This is a genomic window from Pantoea jilinensis (assembly GCF_019104105.1).
Lineage (GTDB): Bacteria > Pseudomonadota > Gammaproteobacteria > Enterobacterales > Enterobacteriaceae > Pantoea > Pantoea eucalypti.
On the sequence record NZ_CP077746.1, the window covers coordinates 3700702 to 3722380 of the forward strand.

Here is a 21679-nt window from a genome sequence, read left to right on the forward strand (position 1 = left end):
CTGTGAGTGCATACGTTGTATTTATTCGTGATAACACCCTGAACCAGGACGAAATGGCGATCTACGCCGAGAAAGCGGGCCAGGCGCGCGGCGATCATCAGATCAACCCTCTCGCCTTTTATGGCGAGCTGGAAACGCTGGAAGGTCAGGAAGCAGAAGGTGTGGTAATTCTGGAATTCGCGAGCCGTGAAGAAGCACATGCATGGTATGACAGCCCGGAATATCAGGCTGCCAAAGCGCACCGTCTGAAAGGCGCGAACTATCGCGTGGTGCTGGTCGAGGGTGTAGCTAAGTAAGACTTCAGGCGGCAGCGATGCCGCCTTTTTTATTGCAGCGTGATACGCGCCACGCCATCCAGAAGCTGATGGCTGTGGTCGTCATTGAAGCCCTGCTTCAGAGTCACATACAGTGTCTGGCCGTCCGGTGAGACCAGCAGGCTTTCTGGATGCCCCTCAAACGACCAGCTGTTTTTCACTTCATACGTGGTGCCATCCAGCTGCAGCACCTTCTTCGATTCGCGCTGGCTGATATAAATCTCATTGCGCTTACCGTTAAACTTAATCCCCACTGAATCGCCTGGATCAAGGCGCTGAATCACCTTGCCGCTGCGCTCATCAAACACCAGGGTATTTTTCTCTTTGGCGTTATCCGTGACAAACAGGCGACCGGTTGCCGGATCTTCTGCCATATTCAGGAACTGAGTGTCCTGCCCATCACCTGCCGTCAGGCGCTGCTCGATTTTGTGATTGCGCGGATTGATCACCAGGATTTCACCGCTGCCGTTCGCCGCATAAATGCGATCGCTGACTGGCGAGAAGATAATGCCTGTAACACCTTTGCCAGCATTTTTAATCCGGGCTTTCAGCGTCAGGGTTTTCGCATCAACGACCCAGATCACGCCAGGTTCGTCTGCGCCGCCGACATAGAGCAGCCCGTCATGCAGAAAGATCTCGCGGGTTTTCACCGGCGATCCTTTCTCATTCTTCTCGTCAAACATCAGGCGCTTCAGCACGTTGCCGGTATCGGGATCGATCTTAGCGATGCCACCATCCACTGATTGGGTGGTGTAAAGCGCGCTGCCATCCTGTCCACTGCTCAGACCCGCATTTTTCAGATCGTAATGCCCCGCCCCGGTGCTCTGCAGCGTGGTGCCATCAAGACGATAGATCATACCGCCACTGATATCCTTGCCCTCGGGCGCACTGGCCACATAGAGCGTATTTTTGGCGGGCAGATACGCCATCTCATATAATCCGTCGCCCAGCTCGCGCTGAATCAGATTGTCGGGGCTGGAGGGCTGCATCACCATCAGCGCATTGCCATCCACTTTTTTCGCTCTCATCTGGCACGCCGTCAGGCTGAAGGTGGTGACTATCGCCAGTGCGAGTGCCGCTTTACGCGAGCTGAACAACGCTTTCATAGTTAACTCCCCTATCCATCTGCTGCTCCCGGCAGGCCGCAACACAGCGGGCAGGCAGGGAAGAAAAAGAATGAGAATCATACGCATCACTAAAAAGGGTGTAAACGCAACGGCACCCTGAAGCAACCGAATCAGCTTAATGCGGTATATTTATTGTCCACAGGCGCTTTTCTGTGCCCGTCACTCAATTTATAACCTCGACTAATCAACAACCTGAAGATTATTCTGCAAAAACGCCACAAACGCGGTAATACGAGCCGGAAGCTGGCGTTGCGCCTGCCAGACCGCAAAGATATCACCATCAGGTGCCTGCCAGTCCGGTAGCACCGGCAACAATTCGCCCGCAGCCAGGCTGTGTTGCGCATCCCACCAGGAACGCAGCAGAATGCCATGTCCATCCATCGCCAGCCGCATCGCTACTTCACCATCGTTGGTGATCAGGCTGCCGCGCACTTTCTGGCTGATGCTCTGTTCACCGCAGGTCAGCCGCCACAGGGTAAAATCGCTGTCGTGCTGACGCAGTAAAATGCAGTTGTGCTGCGCCAGATCGCGCACAGTGGCAGGCAGGCCGTGCCGGGCAGCATAGGCGGGCGAACAGCAGAGGATACGCGGATTGGTTCGCAGCTTACGTGCCACCAGCCGCGAGTCAGGCGGCTCCCCAACGCGGATATCGATATCCATGTGCGCATCAAGAAAATTAAGCGGCTGGCTGCTGAGTTGTAACGACAGTGAGAGCTGCGGATGCAGCGCGGCAAAAGCCGAGACGCAGGGCGCGATATGGCGACGGCCAAAACCAAAGGAGGCGTTGATGTTGAGGGTGCCGCGCAGCTGGGCTGTTTCACCGCTGACCGCCTCTTCCAGCGCCGCAAGCTGATCCAGCAGCGGACGCGCGCCCGCCAGATAACGGCGGCCTTCCGGCGTCAGTTCCAGCCGGCGTGTGGTGCGGCGCAGCAATTGCACACCAAGGCGCTGCTCCAGCTGGCTCAGACGTTTGCTTACCGCTGCCAGTGACAGGCCCAGTTCGCGCGCCGCCGCAGTCAGACTATCCAGCGCGGCCAGGCGAACAAAGAAGGCTAAGTCATCAGTGGAGGTGCGGGATTCTCTACTTTGATTCAACAATGGATTGCCTTTCAGGCTCATTATTTCCCCGGAATCGACAGTTATACTGCGTACACAATTCGAACATCAACCGGAAAGGTGCCCTGTGACTGATAAAATCTACTCTATTGCTGTGATCCCTGGCGATGGCATCGGCAAAGAAGTGATGCCGGAAGGCGTCCGTGTAATGAATGCGGCTGCTGAGAAATTTAACATTCCGCTGCGCTGGGAGTGGTTCGATTACGCCAGCGCTGACTACTGGCAGCAGCATGGCAAAATGCTGCCTGACGACTGGTTTCCGCAGCTGAAAGCCTTTGACGCGATCTATTTTGGCGCGGTCGGCTGGCCCGATGTGGTGCCCGACCACGTTTCACTGTGGGGCTCGCTGCTACAGTTCCGCCGTGAGTTCGATCAGTACGTCAATCTGCGTCCGGTGCGACTGATGCCAGGGGTGAAAGCGCCGCTGGCAAACCGTCAGCCTGGCGACATCGACTTCTATGTGGTGCGTGAAAACACCGAAGGTGAATACTCCAGCGTGGGTGGCACCATGTTCCCTGGCACCGACCGTGAAGTGGTGATTCAGGAGACGGTAATGACGCGCACCGGTGTTGACCGCATCCTGAAGTTTGCTTATCAGCTGGCGCAGAGCCGGCAGAAGAAGCACCTGACCTCCGCCACCAAATCCAACGGCATCGCTATCACCATGCCTTACTGGGACAGCCGCGTCGAAGCGATGTCCGGCCAGTTCCCCGAGGTTCGCGTCGACAAGTATCATATTGATATTCTTACCGCCAACTTCGTGCTGCACCCGGACTGGTTTGATGTAGTGGTGGCCAGCAACCTGTTTGGGGATATCCTCTCCGATCTCGGCCCGGCCTGTACCGGCACCATTGGCATTGCGCCCTCCGCCAATATTAACCCGGAAGGCCTGTTTCCCAGCCTGTTTGAGCCGGTTCACGGTTCTGCGCCGGATATCGCAGGCAAAGGCATCGCCAATCCTATCGGGCAGATCTGGTGTGGGGCGATGATGCTGGAGCATCTCGGCTACAAAGCGGCGGGTGATGCGGTGTTAAATGCAATTGAACGTACGCTGGCGGCGGGAGAGCATCTGACGCGCGACCTCGGCGGCAACGCCAGCACCGAAGAGCTCGGCGCGGCCATCGCCGCCGCGCTGTAAATCAGTCCGGCAACTGCACCACGCATTCAGCATGCCAGCCTGGCGGTAACGGCGCGGGCCTGTTGATCACCAGGTTGTGCAGTTGCAGGTTCTCTACCCCGCGCGCAAACAGGCCCGGCAAACCGCCGGGATAGCGCTCTACGCCAAAGGCTTCACCGGTTTTCGGGTCAAGTTTGTAGGCGTTATCCAGCCCCATGCCGGTCGGTGAGTCGGGGTTACAGGGTGGTCGCACGTCATAGTGTCCCTGCGTCATCGGCGACACGGTCTGCCGCATCTGAAGCTGGCTGATAACCACATCGCGTATCCAGCCCGGTTCTGCCGCATGCAGATTAATCGCCCCTTCCGCCACGCCCGTCATGTTGCTGAACTGCACCTGCTCCACGACGCCAGGCGTGATGGCGGGATCGCGATGGCGCACAGAAATATGCAGCGGATCGGCTTTGCCCCAGTGACAGGGCGGCGCATGGTGACAGGCAAAGGTCAGGTTACTGAACAGCAGACGCCGCATTGCACCGCCGTCACGCGACAGAATGCCGATACCCCGGTTGGAATCAAAAATGGTGCAGCCGGTCACCGTGACATCTTCCACATCATCCCAGGTTTCGGTGCCGATTTTAAAGGCACAGCTGTAACTGCGAAGCAGGCAGTTGGTGATCATAATCTGCCGCGCCGGACGCCGCAGCGCAGCCGGTTTGTGGGTGGTTTTAATGCAGATAGCGTCATCAGCGGCACTGAGGTAGCTGTTGCTGACAAACACCGCCTCGCATCCGTCAATATCCAGCGCATCGGTATTCGGCATAGTCATCGCGTTGTCGATAGTGAGATGGTCGATATGCACATGGCGACAGCTCACCAGATGCACCGTCCACATTGGCGCCTGCACGATGGTAAAGGCGGTCAGCGTCACCTGCTCGCAATCTTCAAACACGATAATGCGCGGCCGGTCAGGACGCGGCAGGCGATAACCCTGCTCATCCCGCTCAGCGGCGAACCAGGCTTCACCCTCGCCATCGATGCGGCCAGTGCCGCTGATAGTGATATTGCGCTGGCCCAGCGCATAGAGCAGCACGTTATGGGACTTCTCAGCACAGCTGAGTGCCTGCACCGCCTGGTAGTCAGCCAGCCGCGGACTGGCGATCAGCACCGCACCCGCTTCCAGGTGCAGTTCAAAATCAGACGGCAGATTCAGGCAGCCGCTGCGATAACGCCCGGCAGGCAGGGTAAGACGCCCCCCGCCGGCCGCCGCAATCTGATCCATGGCGCGCTGCAGCACGGCCGTGTCCGGGGTTTCGCCATCGGCGACAGGATGAAAATCAGCAAGGGAAAGGTGCATCATGCGTCTCCCGCAGGATTGAGGAGGAGAAATTCCAGCACGACACGGCGCGGGAAACCTTTGTCTGGTCGCCAGTACGCCGTTTCGTGCGGGATATCACAAATTACTTCACGGCCCCTTCAGTGACGCCGCTGATAAACTTGCGCTGGAAAATCAGGAACACCACGATCAGCGGCATAATCACAATCATTGCGCCCGCCATCAGCACCGGAATGTCGATGGTGTTTTTGTTCTGGAAAAACATCATGCCAATCGGCAGCGTGCGCAGCTCATCCTTGTTGACCAGAATCAGTGGGATCAGAAACTCGTTCCAGGTCCAGATAAACAGCAGCAGCCCCAGCGTCGACAGCGTTGGCCAGATTGCCGGCACCAGAATGCCCCACAGAATTTTGACCCGCGACGCCCCATCCATCACCGCCGCTTCTACCAGCTCTTTCGGCACCTGCTGAAACGCGCTGGCGATCATCAGCGTGGTAAAGGGCAGCGACAGGGCGATTTGCGGCAGGATCAGCGCCAGATAGGTGTTGGTGAGCCCCATCCAGCGCAGCTCGTGATAGAGCGGAATGATAAAGGCTTCACTCGGCAGCACCATCCCCAGGGCCAGCATCGCCCCAATCACTTTTTTACCGGGGATCTTCAGCCAGGCGAAACCAAAACCAGCCAGAATACCCAGCAGCACGCTGAACAGTACGACCGGAATCACCACCAGCACCGAGTTGAGGAAGTAGACGTTAAAGTGTCCCTGCTGCCACGCGGTCACGTAGTTTTTGAAATTCAGCGAGGCTGGCAGCGTGAAGATGCCCTGAAACAGCTCCATCTGGGTTTTAAACGAGGTCATCAGCGCCATCAGAAACGGCAGAATCGTCATCAGCGCCACGATCCAGATCAGCGCGCGTGAAATCACCGGCGTGCTTCGCATCAGTAACGCTCCTTTAAGGCCAGATGAATCAGATAGTTGATCCCTAAAACAATAATCATGCTGAACACCGCCACCGACGAGGCGTAGCCAAAATAGTGCAGGTCAAAGCCCTGCTTATACATAAAGATGTTGGTGACCATGGTGGAGGTGCCTGGGCCGCCCTGCGTCATCACATAGACCAGGTCAAAGGCTTTCAGGCTGGCGATCACCGTCAGCAGCAGCGCAATCCGCAGCTCGGGCCGCAGGCCGGGCAACGTAATACGCATAAATTTCTGACGGCGCGATGAGCCATCCAGATCGGCGGCTTCCAGCAGTGAGGGATCCATACGCTGCAGGCCTGCCATAAACAGCACCAGACAGAAGCCGAAGAAGTACCAGGTCGCGACCAGACCGACAGCGGGCAGCGCCCAGGTAAAATCACCCAGCCAGGAGAGCGCCAGCTGGGGCAATCCGATCGCGCGTAATATCTGGTCGATGGGGCCAAACGCCGGGTTATAGAGCCAGCGCCATACTACACCCAGCACCGCCATTGGCATGATATAGGGCAGGAAGAAGAGAATGCGCAGCACGCTACGTTCGTTATTGTTGCGCGTGTCATACAGAAAGCTGCAGAGCAGCAGGCCGACGCCAATCGGCAACAGGGTATAGAACAGCATCAGGATGGCGTTATTGCCCAGCGCAATCCAGAACACCGGATCGCTGAACATCCGCATGTAGTTGCTGATGCCACTAAACACCGGCAGTGAGGTGCCGTCCCATTCGGTAAAACTGATGCCCAGCGAGGCCAGCAGCGGGAACAGCAGAAACACCGCATAGACCAGCACCGCAGGCAGAACATAGAGGAAATTACGCCAGCTGCTTAAATTCAACATAACCCTACTCGTGGTTCAGAACGATGCTCAGGCCCGGCTGTTCGCCGGGCCTCCGGCTTAATGCTTCAGGGTTTTCAGGTAACGCTGATAGTTGTTATCAAAATTCACCACCATCTGATCGGGGGTCTGACGACCCGCCAGCAGCAGCTGGACGTTCTGATTCAGCTCGGCGTTCATGGTCGGTGTTGCCCAGTCCACGTAGTGGCCTAAACCGTCATAGTCGTTGAGCGTCAGCCAGACCTGATATGCCTCCGCCAGCAGCGGATTATCCGCTGGCATTTTGGCCGCTTTATTCGTGCTGGCCGGCAGGAAGCCCACTTTCAGCCAGCGGTTCGCCATGGCATCAGAGACCATATAGTTGATGAACTTCGCTGCACCCTCCTGCTGATCTTTGCCTTTGGCGGTGCTGGTAATTGAGAACGCCAGATCGGTACCGCCCACCATCAGCGGCTGTTTCACGCCTTCACCGGCAGGCATCGCGGCGAAGTGAATATCTTTGTTGTCTTTAAACTGGCCGAGATACCAGGTGCCGCTGACCAGGAACGCAGCCTGACCGTTCTGGAACAGCGTCGCCGCATCGTCGTGACCAATGCCCTGGAAGCCAGGGAAGAAGTAGCCTTTGTCGGTCCAGCTCTTCATCATCGTGGCGGCATTGACCAGCTTGCTGTCTTTGAAGGTGCCGCCCACATCGTAAATCAGATTATCCAGCGTCTTGCGGTCATGGCTTTCAATCTGCGCCTGCCACAGCGTGCTAAGCAGTTGCTGGCCCATGTTGCCATCCAGCAGGCCGAGCATCATCGGCGCGGTGCCCTGCTGTTTCAGCTTCGCCATGGCACTCTCCAGCTCAGCCAGCGTTTTCGGCACCGCAATGCCCGCTTTGTCCAGCACCGCTTTGTTGTAATAGAGCCCGACCATTTCGCCCAGGCTGGCGATGCCATACAGCTTGCCGCTACCAAACTCGCCGCTGTCTGACCAGCGGTTACGTTTCAGAATCGAGTCCGGGAAGCGGGTAGTCCAGCCGTCGCTGGCGGCATAGCTATCGAGCGGCAGCAATAGCTTATCTTTAACCAGCGAACCCATATCGCCGCCGCCCTGGTTGACCTGGGCGATCTGTGGGCCATCACCGGCAGTCAGTGCCAGCTTCAGCGGAATACGGGTATCTTCAAAGGAGTGAACCGAGCGGTTAATCACGATGCCGGGATTCTGCTGTGAGAACTCTTTAATCCCTTCATCCACCGCAGCGGTCTGCTCAGGGTAGTTGTAGATATCCCACTCATTCAGAGTGACAGCAGCGTGGGCGGCATGAGAGACGCTGCCCGCCAGCAGGCCCGCTACCAGCAGCCGACCCACATTGCGAATTCGGAACGAACGAACGGAAGAAACAGACATTATGCTCACCTTCTTCAGACCAGGGTCGGCATCCTTTCATCTCACCGCCTGACATCCTGCAGGCTGCAGCCGCACACAAACGCACTCACTCATACTTACTTTAATAAAAAAATAAAGTCAAACAGCCTGCCGACCGAATTGTCAGGCTGTGAGCACGCGCAAATAATCAGCGACATGGCGCGCAAATCAGCACGCCGCGCTGGCTTTTACGCCATTAACCGTGGCGGCACGTCGCCAGCCGCTTTTTCTGCAGCAGGAGATGCCAGAGGAATAATCGCAAAATAACGTCCTGATAAAACATATGAAAATCCTATCACGCTCACACTTTTCTCTTTTGACCGGCCGTGAATCTGCCGCCAGCCGCCCTGTTCCGGGCGTGTTGGCGATCACAGTTGTGCATCCCGATGCCGGTAAACATTGCCGAACCGCCTGCGTTAGTGCGATAAGGTAATTATTCTATCTTGAAAACTAAGTCCACTTTCATTAACGTAACTTTTACCTGCGGAGCTGTTCAATCCCTGACCGGTTCCCTCACTCACGAGAACTCACCATGGCGAATCAAGGTGTCATTCGTCCGGCCACACCGGCGGACTACCCGGCGCTCTACCGCATCTGCCTGGAAACAGCCGATGCGGGCGGCGATGCCCGCGCGCTCTACTCCGATCCTGACTATCCCGGCCAGCGTTTTGCCGTGCCCTATGCGCATTTTGCGCCGGACTTTGCTTTTGTACTGGAGCAGGACGGTGAGGTGCAGGGTTACGTGGTCGCCGCGCCGGATACCCGCGCGTTTGAAGCGCAGCTTCAGGCCGAATGGTGGCCGCAGTTGCAGGAGAAATATCGCGATCGCAGCGCCAGTGCCCCGCTCGACAGCAAAGTGCTCGATTCAATACGCCATCCCGACCAGGCCGCTGAGATCCTGGTGACGCAGTGGCCTGCTCATCTGCATATCAACCTGCTGCCGGCGGCACAGAAAGGCGGCTGGGGTCGCCGGATGATTGAGCATGAACTGGCGGCGCTCCGCGCTGCTGGCGTCAGTGGTGTTCATCTTGGCGTCAGCCTGCAGAACGAGCAGGTTTGTGCCTTCTATGCGCGCATGGGGTTTACCCCAATCATGCGCAGCAATGCCATCTACATGGGCCAGTTACTCTGAGTGAGGTAGCCGATGACCAGCCTGCGCTTGCAGAATGTGAAGAAGTCGTATGAACACGTCAATGTCATTCATGGCATCGATCTGACGATAAACAGTGGCGAATTTGTCGTGTTTGTTGGGCCATCTGGCTGCGGCAAGTCGACGCTGCTGCGGATGATCGCCGGGCTGGAGGAGATCAGCAGCGGGCAGTTGCTGATTGAGGAGCAGGACATGACACAGCAGCCCGCCACTGAGCGCGGCATTGCTATGGTGTTTCAGTCTTATGCGCTCTACCCCAACATGACGGTGCGCGGCAACCTGGCGTATCCGCTGGAGGTAATGAAAAAGTCCAAAGCGGAGATTAACGAGGCGATAGCCCAGACGGCCGCCCGCCTGCATCTCACCGAACTGCTCGACCGCCTGCCGCGTGCGCTCTCTGGCGGACAGCGGCAGCGCGTGGCAATTGGCCGGGCGATTATCCGTCATCCGCGCATCTTCCTGTTTGATGAGCCACTCTCTAACCTTGATGCAGAGCTGCGCCTGCAGATGCGCATTGAGATTGCCCGGCTGCACGCCTCGCTTGGCAACACCATGATTTATGTCACCCACGATCAGCTGGAGGCAATGACGCTGGCTGACCGCATCGTGGTGCTGCGTCAGGGCCGCATTGAGCAGGTCGGTGCACCGCTGACGCTTTATCACGACCCGGATAATCTGTTTGTCGCCGGTTTTATCGGCTCACCAAAAATGAACTTTCTGCGGGCGGAAATCAGCGCCACGGGTGCGGGGGAAGTGCAACTGCGGGTGCCGGAACTGAAGATTGAGGGGCTGGTGCTGAAAATCGCCGCCGACTGCCGCGAGGGACAAACCGTCACGCTGGGCATTCGTCCTGAACATTTCCAGCCTGCCGCGCAGACGCCGGACGCATTGCGCTTTCACGGCGAGCTGGCTTATGGCGAGATGCTGGGTCACACCAACTATCTCTACCTGGATATCGGGCGTGAACAGATGCTGGTCGTGGAAGAGCGCGAGGCGACGACGCGCGAGCTCGGAACCCAGGTTGAACTGGGCTTTTCTGCCGCGCACTGCCTGCTGTTTGATGAGCAGGGAATGCGCCTGCGCTAAGAACGCGTGGAAACAAAAACGGGCGCCGCAGCGCCCGTTTTTTTATTTGAGAGATCACTCAGGTGACCGGCTCTTCATCGGCCTGCGCCGCCAGCAGATCAAGCAGCCGGTTGACGGCAAAACCCGCCGCACCCAGCGCCCACATCCGGTTCGATTCCGTCAGGAACTGCAGCGGCGTCATCTGTGGCGTCAGTTTAAGCCGGTAGGCCTGGAAGCTCTGAGTGATGTGATCGAGCAGAATGCGCGACGCCATGTGCGGCTCCATCGCCAGATAAACCACATCCGGATCGTAGGCCACTGACAGGTTCGCCAGCGAAATGCCCAGCTCACGTCCTGCTTCTTCCAGCACCGCCAGTACCTCAGGCGCAGGACGCTGATCCAGCGCCTGCAACGTGAGGCCTTCCACCGGTTCCTGCGCTGCAAGCCGCTGCAGAATGGCACGCGATGAGGCGACATCCTCCAGCAGACGCAGCGAGCCGTCCCCCACCAGCCCATTGCCAATCTCGCCCGCTTTGCCGTGACGACCACGGTAGAGTTGACGATTCAGGATGATGCCCGCACCAATCCCTTTGCCATAGGTGGCGATCACCGCCGACTGTGCATTGCCAAGCTGACCAAACACCAGCGCCGCCATTGCCATCGCGTTGGCGTCGTTCTCGATAAATACCGGCAGTGAGAAACGTTCTTCCAGCAGACGCGCAATCGGGACGTTGTCCCAGTCGAGCACTTTAGAGCGAATGCAGTAGCCATTTTCAGCATCCACCAGACCCGACAGTGCCAGACCAATCGCACCCACCCGCTTCTCCTCCACGCCGCGCAGGAATTTCGCCAGCGCATCGCCAAGCTGGCGGGGTGTCAGCGTGCCTGTGGGCATCTGCTGTTCGCCCAGCAGATTGCCGCTGAGATCGGTCATGACGATAAGATTACGTTCTGCATTGAGCTGAATGCCAATCACGCTGGCGCGATCGGGATTGAGGCCCAGCAGGGTTTTTGGCCGCCCCATTGATACGCGACGCAGCCCCAGCTCCTGCACAATCTCCTGCGCCAGCAGGCGATTAGTGGCCTGCGACACGGTCGACATGCTGAGTCCGCTTCGGACTTTCAGGTCTGACTGGCTGATCGGCGCATTTTCAACAATCAACCGCAGAATGCGCGCGGTTACGTTGGGAGCGGTCATAAGTTCCTCGGGTTATCTGGCGGAAGAAGCTCCGCCAGCGTCAGATCGGTAATCGGACAGGCGCCAGCTGCTGCGCCAGTATCAGCGCGCCGCTCAGGGCATCGCCCTGCGGCGTCACCAGCCGGGCCTGAATATCGTCGTCCAGCCAGCGCTGAATCGGCGTGGCCAGGCCACCCATCAGCGCCACCCGCCCGCTGCTCAGCGCAATCAGACGGCGCACCATCAGGCCGATATCGGCGGCAGTCTGATGCAGCAGATCCTGAGCGTGGCGGTCGCCCGCGTCGGCGGATGCAAAAATTCGCGGCACTACGCGGGCCCAGTCTGCAGGCGTCGCTGAGCGCGTCCAGAGCAGCATGGTTTCCGGGCTGTCGTCAAACTGCGTCATCAGCTGCTGTGTAAAGGCGCTCTGTGGAATGATCGCCTCATGGGCCAGCAGCGCCAGACGCAGCGCACGACGACCCAGCTCAGCACCCGATCCCTGATCAGAGAGAGCAAAGCCCCAGCCACCCAGCAATGTAAACTGCTCGCCATCCCACGCGGCTCCCTGACTGCCGGTGCCGATAATAAAGACAGCGCCCGGTGCGCCGGAATGTGCGCCCGCACAGGCGATTTCCACATCGCTGACCACCTGTAACGCCGCACAGGCAGGCTGCCAGCTGGCAAGCCTTGCCTGCACCGAGGCGACATTGGCCCCCGCTAATCCGGCAACCAGCGCGGTCTGCGCCAGAGCCTCCGGGGCTAATCCCGCCTGTGACAATATCCGGTCAATCAGTTGCCCGACGCAGGTCAGCGCCGCGTCGTAATCTGACCAGACGTTAGCTGGACCGCCAGTGGCTTCCGCCAGCACACGGCCCTGCAGGTCGGTTAACCGCGCACGACACTGTGTACCGCCGCCATCAATGCCAAGGAGATAGTGTGGTTGCACGCGCTTCCTTCCCTGATTAAGGGTTATAGCCATAATGAGCGAACGATAGGATAAAAAAACTTAAATCGCAATAACAAATAAATATGGCAAAAACATATCGACACTTTTCCCTTAATTTACATGGTTATAACAAAAATCACCCTCGCAAAATGCGCAGCACGTTATTGACATTAGTTTTTCTGTCGTAATAAGTTGGTGGTCAGATTATCAACAGGCGCGTCCGGACACAGGCGGGCTATGCATCATCCGATTTCAGGAGCAGGGGTTTAACATGAAAGTAGGCATTATCGGTCTCGGCTTTCGTCTGTCCCACGTGATCAAAGAGTTCAGCAAAGCCGACGACGCCTTCTCGGTAGTGGGTTATTACGATCCGGCGCCCGCCGGACTGCCTAATCTGCACAGCTTTGGTATCGCGGCCGGCCAGTCCTTTGCGTCCATCGACGCGCTGCTGGAACACGGCGGAATGGATGTGGTGCTGGTTGGCTCCCCCAACTTCCTGCATCTGGAACATGTGGGTCAGGCGCTGGCGGCGGGCTACACCGTGTTTACCGAAAAGCCGGTGGTGATTAATGAAGAGCAGACCATGGAGATGGCGAAACTGGTGCGCCAGTATGGCGAGGCACGCATTCTGGTTGGTCTGGTGCTGCGTTACTCCCCGCTCTATCACGATCTGCTGGCGGCACGCGATGCCGGACAGTTGGGTGAGATCACCTCGATCGAGGCGACAGAACATATCAAGCCTTACCACGGCGCATTCTTCCAGCGCGACTGGCGACGTCTGGAGAAGTACGCCGGTCCCTATATTCTGGAAAAATGTTGCCACGACATCGACCTCTACCAGGGGCTGTTACAGGAGCGTCCGATCCGCGTCGCCAGCTTTGGTGGCCGGAAATCCTTTACCCCCGCGCATGCGCCGCAGGGTGCGATCACCGCGGAGTCAGAGCTCTACCACGTGAAACCCAGCGGCTGGTCGAGCACCGACGCCGTCTTCGACAGCGACGCTGATATCGTCGACTACCAGACTGCCCTGATTGAGTACGAAGGCGGCGCAACACTCGCCTTCCACGCCAACCTGAACGTGCCGGATGAGTTCCGCCGTTTCTGTGTCATGGGCACTGACGGCATGGCGGAAGGCGACTTCGTACGAAACTACTTCCGTGTACATAACGCGCGCAGCGGTGAGAAAGAGGTCGACACCGCCTACAGCGGCAACGCTTATGATGGCCACTATGGCGCAGATGCGCTGATGGCCGAAGAGATCGTTAAACATATTAAACAGGGAACACCGCTGAAAGTTTCAGTCGTGGACGCGCTGGAAGCGGGCCTCACCGCCATAAAAATCGATGAGGCGCGCAAAACCCGCAGCGTAGTGGATATGCGTGAAAGCTGGCTAACATTTGACGCCAACCTGGGAAAAACCGGGGCCTGATAGCCCCATCCTGCGGGTCAGCCTCCCCCTCTGATCCCGGGATTTGAATGGCAGTATGACTGGTAACTTCCTGTACTGGCCTTCGGGCCAGTTACAACCTCTGTACTGAGCCAGCTAATAAAACCTGCGCCAGCGACCACGCACTCACCGCACAAATCCCCACAACCAGCCAAACAAACCGCTCCTCAGCCCGAGGAAACTTACGTACTTATAGTGATGGGAGCATACGCCTGCAGCAAAGCATCGCGCCGCCCGGATAAAAACGCCGGGAGCGTTTTTGAACAACGCAACGCGTTGGCCCGGCAACGGGCGCACCTCAGGGATGAGGTGCGTAATCGCCCGCGCTGAGCCTGCCAGGAATGGCGATTTTGCGTCTTTGCGAAAGGCGTATGTTCCCTGAGCGTGCACCGCAGACCATAACCGCACACATCTCCTCAGCCAACCCAACCCGCTACAACGCTAGTCCTGAACCGGATCCACCTCATTCTCAAGCTTCTGACGCCGCCGCAGATGCGGAAACAACTTCATCCACAACGCCACCACAATCAGCGTACCGATGCCGCCAATTGCTGCCGCAGGTGCTGCGCCCACCCAGGCGGCCAGCAACCCCGACTCAAATTCACCCAGCTGATTCGAGGTATTAATAAATATCGCGTTAACCGCATTCACCCGCCCGCGCATGGTATCCGGCGTATCCAGCTGCACCAGCGCACCGCGAATCACCATACTCACCATATCAAAGCCGCCGAGCGCGCAAAGCGCCAGCAGTGACAGCCAGAGTTGCGTGGAAAGCGCGAATAGCAGGGTCGCAACGCCAAAGCCTGCTACTGAGCCAAACATAATCATCCCGACATGTTTTTCCAGTTTATGACGGCTCAGCCAGATACCCGCCAGCAACGCCCCCACCGATGGCGCACCGCGCAACATCCCCAGCCCCCAGGGCCCGGTGTGCAGAATATCTTTGGCAAAAATCGGCAGCAGCGCCGTCGCGCCGCCCAGTAACACCGCGAACAGATCGAGTGAAATCACCCCAAGCACATCTTTACGGTCACGGATAAAGTGAATACCGGCAAACAGATTCTTTAAATTCATTGGCAAACGGGCCTGCACCGGGCGCTCATAGCGCAGCAGACTCACCAGCGTCAGCGAAATCAGATAAAAGAGTCCGGAAACGCCATACACCACATGCGGGCCAGCAACATAAAGCAGCCCGCCAAGCGTTGGCCCGACAATCACAGCCGCCTGCCCACCAACTGAATTCATCGCCATAGCACGTGCCAGAATCGAAGGAGGCACCAGTGAGGGCAACATCGAAGACATCGCCGGCCACTCCAGCGCTTTTGCCACCGCAATCATAAAGACCAGCCCCCAAAGCGCGGTCTTATCGGCAGTATGAAATAAGGTAAGCACCACTAATGCCAGCAGTGCGACAAATTCCACCAGTTGGCCGAACAGGACGATGCGCCGCCGGTCATACTGATCCGCCAGATGACCCGCTGGCAGCGCCAGCAACACCGACGGCAGAAACTGCATCAGGCCAATCATCCCTAACGCCATTGCGCTGTTGGTCAGCGCATAGATTTGCCAGCTGATCGCCACCGAGAACATCTGAAAACCAAATGATGAGCAGGTGCGCGCTAGCCAGAAGGCGACAAAAGTCCGATGTCGCCACAGCGACTCTTCCGCTGCGGATGCCATAAATCCCATGTCTTATCCCAAATCAGGTGAGAAAACCCGCGTCGTTGCGCGGTGTTATTGGTGTAAATGTTGACGATACCCGGTTAACAGACCCGGATGAGAGCGCAGGGTCTTCGGCTCCAGCCCTGTCTTACTGCGCAATACACTGCATTACTTTGCAGTAACGGTGTGTCAGCCCCATCCTGATTATTAACAACCTATTGATACCTACCATTGAATATATTCCAGCACATCATCAGATACCAAAGGAATTATCATCTCACTGTTAATAGGTATATTTACTTTCTAATCCAACAAAAGGGTGATTTGGATTATGCAGTTGATCTATATTTATTCACGCGTTTAAAAAAATGCGATTTTTTATATGCTTAATTATCAATAAATCCTTTTTATTGCATTTCGTAGAGATAATGAAAAACAGTTTATATAACCCTTATGTTACTGAACCTATTCATCACGTTAAGCGTAATGTCACAGGCATTTGCTATAGCGTGCCTTATCTTGAGCAAAACCAGGACCGCGGAAATATACTTAATACAAACAACATTGTTTCATTGCACAACAAAATTGCAAGTGAAGAAGCATTAATGATTGTTCCGGTTGGCGATATTCGTTTGCAGGAAATGATCGCGATTCCGGACGCCTATGCACATTTACAAAATGAGCGCGTCCGGATTGGAATAAATTATTCCAGCTTAGCTGCGAACAGTGCGTCACTGCTTGAATTAACAACGAAATTTGATTTCTGGCTTTATGATTTTGCACCGCCGGGAGCAGACTGGCGACTACTTGAATCCTTTCCTTTTTCAGGTATTGTTTTAACTGAATCGTTCTTCAGTGATAATTACGAAAAATTTACCTTTCCCTTTTTTATGGCGACATTCCGTGAAAAAGGTGCAGAGGTCATCGTGCGATGTCATACGCCACCTTTAACCGCTGAACAGTTTACTGAGATAAACATCAGCGGCTGGCAACAGCAACGCTCGGATGGCGATCTTATTAGCGGCTGATTCACAAATCCTGCCTTCCGGCGTTAAGGGCACATGGCGGTGCGCTTAACGTCCTTTAATCCCTCATAAAATGTCGTATTACTCCAATTGTTAAGCGCTTTAAGCTAAAAAAATCAAACCTCGATCTAATTTTGCTATAACATTTAACACAAAGGGACCGTCTGTCTTATCGGAAGAGATACTCAAGAACACCTTTAATCATTTGTACTTGATAACTGGAAACAGCCTATCTGGTTGTTTTCGTGTGTTTTATGGCAACGAAACGAGGTCGATATTATGGGGAAAAACTCCTCATCTTTTGGCGTAATTCGTTTCCTGACAGTACTGTTCGCAGTGCTGACGGGCGCGTTTATGCTGATTGGCGGTGGCTGGTTAGCCGCCATTGGTGGTTCCTGGTATTACGTTTTCGGCGGTGTGATTATGCTTATCACCGCTTATCTGCTTTCCCGTCGCAAAAGCACCGCGCTGGTTCTTTATGCGCTGCTGCTGATCGGCACCCTGATTTGGGGCGTGTGGGAAGTGGGTACCGACTTCTGGGCACTGGCACCACGCACTGATGTGCTGGTGATCTTCGGTGTCTGGCTGATCCTGCCGTTTGTTTATCGCAGCTTCAATGCCGGCAGCAAAGCGGCACTGGGTTCGATGGCTATCGCGCTGATTGCCAGTGCCATCGTGCTGGCTTATGCGGTATTCAACGATCCGCAGGTTATCAACGGGTCTGTACCAGAAACCGCTGACAACGCTCCGCAGGCTACGCCGCTGAGCAACATCCCGGATGCTGACTGGCCCGCGTATGCGCGCGATCAGCAGGGAACCCGTTTCTCGCCGCTGAAGCAGATTAATCACCAGAACGTGAAAGAGTTGCAGGTTGCCTGGCAGTTCCAGACAGGCGACATGAAAACCCCTAACGATCCCGGTGAAATCACCGACGAAGTCACTCCGATTAAAATCCGCGACACGCTTTACCTCTGTTCGCCACACCAGATTCTGTTTGCTCTGGATGCGGCCACCGGTAAGCAGAAGTGGAAATTTGATCCGGGCATGAAGGTTAACCCGACCTTCCAGCACGTGACCTGTCGCGGTGTCTCTTACCACGAAGTGCCGGCAGCAGCCGATGCCGCGAACACTCAGCCAGCTCTGTGCTCACGCCGTATCTATCTGCCTGTGAACGATGGCCGTCTGTTTGCGCTGGACGCAGAGACTGGCGAACGCTGCCCGTCCTTTGGTGTCAACGGCGAGCTGGATCTCCAGCATAAACAGCCTGTCACCACAGCGGGTATGTACGAGCCAACTTCTCCGCCGGTGATTACCAATACCACCATCGTGATGGCGGGTGCGGTTACCGATAACTTCTCGACTCGCGAGCCATCAGGCGTGATTCGTGGCTTTGATGTGAATACCGGCAAACTGCTGTGGGTATTTGATCCCGGCGCGAAAGACCCGAATGCTATTCCGGCTGATGAACACACCTTCACCATGAACTCTCCGAACTCATGGGCCCCGGCAGTTTACGATCCGAAACTGGATACCGTTTACCTGCCAATGGGTGTGACCACGCCGGATATCTGGGGCGGCAACCGCACGCCAGAGCAGGAACGTTATGCGAGCAGCGTACTGGCCCTGAATGCCACGACCGGTAAGCTGGTCTGGTCTTATCAGACCGTGCATCACGACCTGTGGGATATGGATCTGCCGTCTCAGCCGACACTGGCTGATATCACCGATAAAGATGGCAACACCGTACCGGTTGTTTACGCGCCAGCGAAAACCGGCAATATCTTTGTGCTGGATCGTCGCACCGGCAAGCCAGTAGTTCCCGCGCCAGAAACGCCAGTGCCACAGGGTGCCGCTAAAGGCGACCACGTTGCTGCCACTCAGCCCTACTCTGAGCTGACCTTCCGTCCGAAACAGAACCTGACGGACAAGGACATGTGGGGCGCGACGATGTTCGACCAGCTGGTGTGCCGCGTGATCTTCAAGCGTCTGCGCTATGAAGGTCCGTTCACGCCGCCATCTGAGCAGGGCACGCTGGTCTTCCCGGGTAACCTCGGTATGTTCGAATGGGGCGGCATCGCAGTCGATCCTAATCGTCAGATCGCAATTGCTAACCCAATGGCGCTGCCGTTTGTCTCTAAGCTGGTTCCACGTGGCCCGGGCAACCCGATTGAGCCGCCGAAAGGCGCTGAGGGTGGTTCAGGTACGGAAACCGGTATTCAGCCACAGTATGGCGTGCCGTATGGCGTCGAGCTGAACCCGTTCCTGTCACCGTTTGGTCTGCCTTGCAAACAGCCTGCCTGGGGTTATGTCTCCGCGGTGGATCTGAAGACCAACAACGTGGTCTGGAAACAGCGTATCGGTACCGTTCGCGACAGCGCACCGGTTCCGCTGCCGTTCAAAATGGGTATGCCAATGCTGGGTGGTCCTGTCACCACCGCAGGTAAGGTGTTCTTCATTGGTGCGACCGCAGATAACTACCTGCGTGCTTTCAGCACCGACACCGGCGAGCTGTTATGGCAGGCACGTCTGCCAGCAGGCGGCCAGGCCACGCCGATGACCTATGAAGTGAATGGCAAGCAGTACGTTGTCATCGCGGCAGGCGGTCACGGTTCGTTTGGTACCAAGCTGGGCGACTATGTGATTGCCTACGCGTTGCCTGATCAGAAGTAATTCACTGGAAAGTGAATAACAAAAGGCGGACTCCGGTCCGCCTTTTTTTGATCGCGCTATTTCTGCATTCCGCGCCAGTTAAGCCACGCGCAAAATAACATTACTCCGCAGGTTGCCAGAAAAACGGGTCGCATCCCAAACGCACCGGCGATCACCCCACCAAACAGCGGGCCGCTCACCTGGCCGATATATTGCGCCGAGGTCGAAAACCCCAGCATCCGCCCCACCTGTGAAGCCGGCACGTTATGGCGGATAATCGCCGTGATGCACGGCATCAATCCGCCCAGGGCCATCCCCATCAGAAAACGTAATAACACCAGTTGCCAGGCTGCCGTGATAAATGCCTGTGGAATCAGCAGCAGCCCGCTGATTACCAGACCGCCGGTCAGTACCCGCCAGTGCCCCACCCGATCGGCCAGACGACCCAGTCGGGGTGCCGCCAGGATCGTGCCCAGCGCCGCAGCAGACATCACCAGTCCGGCTACCACTGTGACCTGATGGTCACCCCGCACAAACTCGCCCACATAGAGCGTGATAATCGGCTCAATCGACATGCTGGCGAAAATCAGCAACATGCCCGAGAGCCACATCAGCCGCACCAGATTGTGGTTAACCGGCTGCTCTGCAGGCAGCTGTTGCGGATTGCCGCGCGACGTCGCCGCAGCACGCGGCAACTCCCTGAGTAAAAATGTGGTGGCGAGGAAAGCGAGAAAAATCACCGCGCCCGTCAACCAGAAAGTCTGACGGATGCCAATCAGCGGCGGCAAGACGCCCCCTAGCAGCGGCCCGACCACGTTGCCCGCCATAATGCCCGAGGAGAGGATGCCCAGCGCCCAGCCGGTCTGCGCTTTTGGGGTTTGCGCTGCCACCAGAATGGTCGATCCCGATGCGTAGCCGCCCAGCAGCCCCGCCAGCAGGCGCAGCGCCACCAGTTGCCACGGCGCCGTCGCCATGCCAATCAGCGACATCGCAATCGCCATTCCGAGACTGGCCCGAATCAGCATCAGTTTACGACCATAACGATCAGCCAGCCGGCCCCACAGCGGTGCCGTCAGCGCGGCGCTGAAAAAGGTTGCGCCATAGGCCAGCCCGGACCAGCGGGCAATAGCCGCAGGCTGCTCAACACCCAGTTGCTGAATATAGAGCGGCAGAAACGGCAGCAGCAGCGTCATCGCCACGATAGTGGTAAAAGAGCCAGCGACGCAGACTGCTAAATTCCGTTTCCAGTGTTGAAACTCTGCCGTTTCGGGTAACTGTTGCATGGTGATATCCGTTGAATGATCAGGGATACAGGCTAACCGGAGTCGCACAGCAACAACAGTCCTGGCAGAATAGTTACTCTGTGGCGCTGATTGTTGTCAGCAGGCAACAATCAACCTGGATTTAGGGCCTCAACCAGTGCATCACACAGTAGCGTCACCGGTGACACCGGGTCGGGATGGTCGTGAAGCAGGAGATAGCTTTGCAGGCGATCCATCTGCCACTCCGGCAGCAGCTGCTGGATATCCCCACGCGCCATCGCCTCCTGCGCCATGTAGGAAGGCAAATAGGCGATGCCACTGCCCGCCAGCGCGGCATTAAGCAGCGCCATGCTGTTGTTGGCGCGAAAACGACTGCGCACGTCCAGCGCCAGTCGCTGTTTATCCCGGCGGAACGGCAGCGCGGCGGTGTGTGCCGGACCATGGAACATCAGCAGGTCGTGGCGCGGCAGCATTTCGGGGTGGGTGATGGCGGGCCGCTGCGCCAGATAAGCGGGCGCGGCATAGAGTCCCCAGTCGATATCGCTCAATACCCGGAAATTGCCCTGCTGCGGCGATCGGGATCGGATCATAATCGCCAGATCCGTCTGATCGTCCAGCCGATCATGATTGCGATCGGTCAGATCGAGATCAACGTTGATATGCAGATGACGACGAAGAAAACGGTTCAGAACAGGAACGACACACTGGCAGCCGAAGGTGACGGGTGCCTGAAGTCGGATATGGCCGGCGGGCTGCTGATGCAACTGCTGCACAAAGGCTTCGGCACGCTGCACTTCAGCCAGCATTCGCACACAGTAGGGATAGTATGCCTGGCCCATCTCGGTGAGTGCCAGCCGCCGCGTAGTGCGCTGCAATAATCGGATACCGAGCCGCAACTCCAGCCGGGCGATCTCCCGACTGACATGGGATTTGGACCAGCCCAGTGCGCGGGCCGCTTCACTGAAACTCTGTAATTCTACTACCCGAGCAAATACCAGCATGGCGGTTAAATTCGCGCCGTTTTCCATGTTTCCCGACTCCGAAAATAAAGGGATGCTGGCAACAAACTA

The 21679-nt window shown here is 56.8% G+C and carries 18 protein-coding genes; 7 read left to right on the forward strand and 11 right to left on the reverse strand.

What is annotated here, in order from left to right:
• Positions 1-2 precede the first annotated feature (2 nt).
• Positions 3-296 carry a DUF1330 domain-containing protein gene (locus KTJ90_RS17475; RefSeq protein WP_003855645.1) on the forward strand — a complete coding sequence of 98 codons (294 nt, stop codon included), beginning with the start codon at positions 3-5 and terminating at the stop codon, positions 294-296.
• A 29-nt stretch (positions 297-325) separates the two neighbouring features.
• Here KTJ90_RS17475 and KTJ90_RS17480 read toward each other — a convergent pair whose 3' ends face one another.
• Both KTJ90_RS17480 and KTJ90_RS17485 read right to left on the reverse strand, forming a co-directional pair.
• On the reverse strand, positions 326-1420 hold the full coding sequence (locus KTJ90_RS17480) for a YncE family protein (protein ID WP_105099497.1): 1095 nt from the start codon (positions 1418-1420) through the stop codon (positions 326-328).
• A gap of 201 nt (positions 1421-1621) precedes the next feature.
• Entirely contained in the window at positions 1622-2560 is a 939-nt protein-coding gene (locus KTJ90_RS17485) for a LysR family transcriptional regulator (RefSeq protein WP_008926643.1), read from the reverse strand.
• A gap of 64 nt (positions 2561-2624) precedes the next feature.
• On the opposite strand from KTJ90_RS17485, the gene KTJ90_RS17490 reads away from it, so the two are divergent.
• Positions 2625-3695: a tartrate dehydrogenase gene (locus KTJ90_RS17490; RefSeq protein WP_192377863.1), complete on the forward strand. Its 1071-nt coding sequence runs from the start codon at positions 2625-2627 to the stop codon at positions 3693-3695.
• A 1-nt stretch (position 3696) separates the two neighbouring features.
• On the opposite strand, the gene KTJ90_RS17495 is transcribed toward KTJ90_RS17490, so the two are convergent.
• From KTJ90_RS17495 to KTJ90_RS17510, 4 genes are all read right to left on the reverse strand, one after another.
• Positions 3697-5028, reverse strand: a complete 1332-nt coding sequence (locus tag KTJ90_RS17495) for a glycoside hydrolase family 28 protein (protein ID WP_008926641.1) — start codon at positions 5026-5028, stop codon at positions 3697-3699.
• Positions 5029-5131: 103 nt separating this feature from the next.
• Positions 5132-5947: a carbohydrate ABC transporter permease gene (locus KTJ90_RS17500; protein ID WP_003855657.1), complete on the reverse strand. Its 816-nt coding sequence runs from the start codon at positions 5945-5947 to the stop codon at positions 5132-5134.
• Positions 5947-6819, reverse strand: a complete 873-nt coding sequence (locus tag KTJ90_RS17505; RefSeq protein ID WP_003855659.1) for a carbohydrate ABC transporter permease — start codon at positions 6817-6819, stop codon at positions 5947-5949. Before KTJ90_RS17505 ends, KTJ90_RS17500 begins: the two co-directional genes overlap by 1 nt.
• A 57-nt stretch (positions 6820-6876) precedes the next feature.
• Positions 6877-8208: an extracellular solute-binding protein gene (locus KTJ90_RS17510; protein WP_003855662.1), complete on the reverse strand. Its 1332-nt coding sequence runs from the start codon at positions 8206-8208 to the stop codon at positions 6877-6879.
• Positions 8209-8758: 550 nt separating this feature from the next.
• Between KTJ90_RS17510 and KTJ90_RS17515 the strand changes: the two genes are divergently transcribed.
• On the forward strand, positions 8759-9358 hold the full coding sequence (locus tag KTJ90_RS17515; RefSeq protein ID WP_039660638.1) for a GNAT family N-acetyltransferase: 600 nt from the start codon (positions 8759-8761) through the stop codon (positions 9356-9358).
• 12 nt (positions 9359-9370) lie between these two features.
• A complete protein-coding gene (locus KTJ90_RS17520; protein WP_008926639.1) occupies positions 9371-10462 on the forward strand; it encodes an ABC transporter ATP-binding protein in 1092 nt (363 codons plus the stop codon).
• 58 nt (positions 10463-10520) lie between these two features.
• Here KTJ90_RS17520 and KTJ90_RS17525 read toward each other — a convergent pair whose 3' ends face one another.
• Entirely contained in the window at positions 10521-11639 is a 1119-nt protein-coding gene (locus KTJ90_RS17525; protein ID WP_003855670.1) for an ROK family transcriptional regulator, read from the reverse strand.
• 40 nt (positions 11640-11679) lie between these two features.
• The gene (locus KTJ90_RS17530; RefSeq protein WP_105099494.1) at positions 11680-12564 is read right to left on the reverse strand and encodes a glucosamine kinase nucleotide-binding domain-containing protein; all 885 of its coding nucleotides are present in this window, start codon (positions 12562-12564) and stop codon (positions 11680-11682) included.
• Positions 12565-12835: 271 nt separating this feature from the next.
• On the opposite strand from KTJ90_RS17530, the gene KTJ90_RS17535 reads away from it, so the two are divergent.
• Complete coding sequence (locus KTJ90_RS17535; RefSeq protein WP_192377864.1) at positions 12836-13993, forward strand: Gfo/Idh/MocA family protein; 1158 nt, start codon at positions 12836-12838, stop codon at positions 13991-13993.
• Between the two features lie 459 nt (positions 13994-14452).
• Here the strand turns inward: KTJ90_RS17535 and KTJ90_RS17540 are convergent, their stop codons facing one another.
• Complete coding sequence (locus tag KTJ90_RS17540; RefSeq protein WP_499025593.1) at positions 14453-15700, reverse strand: MFS transporter; 1248 nt, start codon at positions 15698-15700, stop codon at positions 14453-14455.
• A 401-nt stretch (positions 15701-16101) separates the two neighbouring features.
• Here KTJ90_RS17540 and KTJ90_RS17545 point away from each other — a divergent pair, with 401 nt between their 5' ends.
• Positions 16102-16701 carry a hypothetical protein gene (locus tag KTJ90_RS17545; protein ID WP_033763389.1) on the forward strand — a complete coding sequence of 200 codons (600 nt, stop codon included), beginning with the start codon at positions 16102-16104 and terminating at the stop codon, positions 16699-16701.
• Between the two features lie 276 nt (positions 16702-16977).
• Complete coding sequence (locus tag KTJ90_RS17550; protein ID WP_192377865.1) at positions 16978-19368, forward strand: glucose/quinate/shikimate family membrane-bound PQQ-dependent dehydrogenase; 2391 nt, start codon at positions 16978-16980, stop codon at positions 19366-19368.
• 56 nt (positions 19369-19424) lie between these two features.
• Here KTJ90_RS17550 and KTJ90_RS17555 read toward each other — a convergent pair whose 3' ends face one another.
• On the reverse strand, positions 19425-20630 hold the full coding sequence (locus tag KTJ90_RS17555; RefSeq protein ID WP_110411723.1) for an MFS transporter: 1206 nt from the start codon (positions 20628-20630) through the stop codon (positions 19425-19427).
• A gap of 110 nt (positions 20631-20740) precedes the next feature.
• A complete protein-coding gene (locus KTJ90_RS17560) occupies positions 20741-21637 on the reverse strand; it encodes a LysR family transcriptional regulator (protein ID WP_499025596.1) in 897 nt (298 codons plus the stop codon).
• Between the last annotated feature and the right edge of the window lie 42 nt (positions 21638-21679).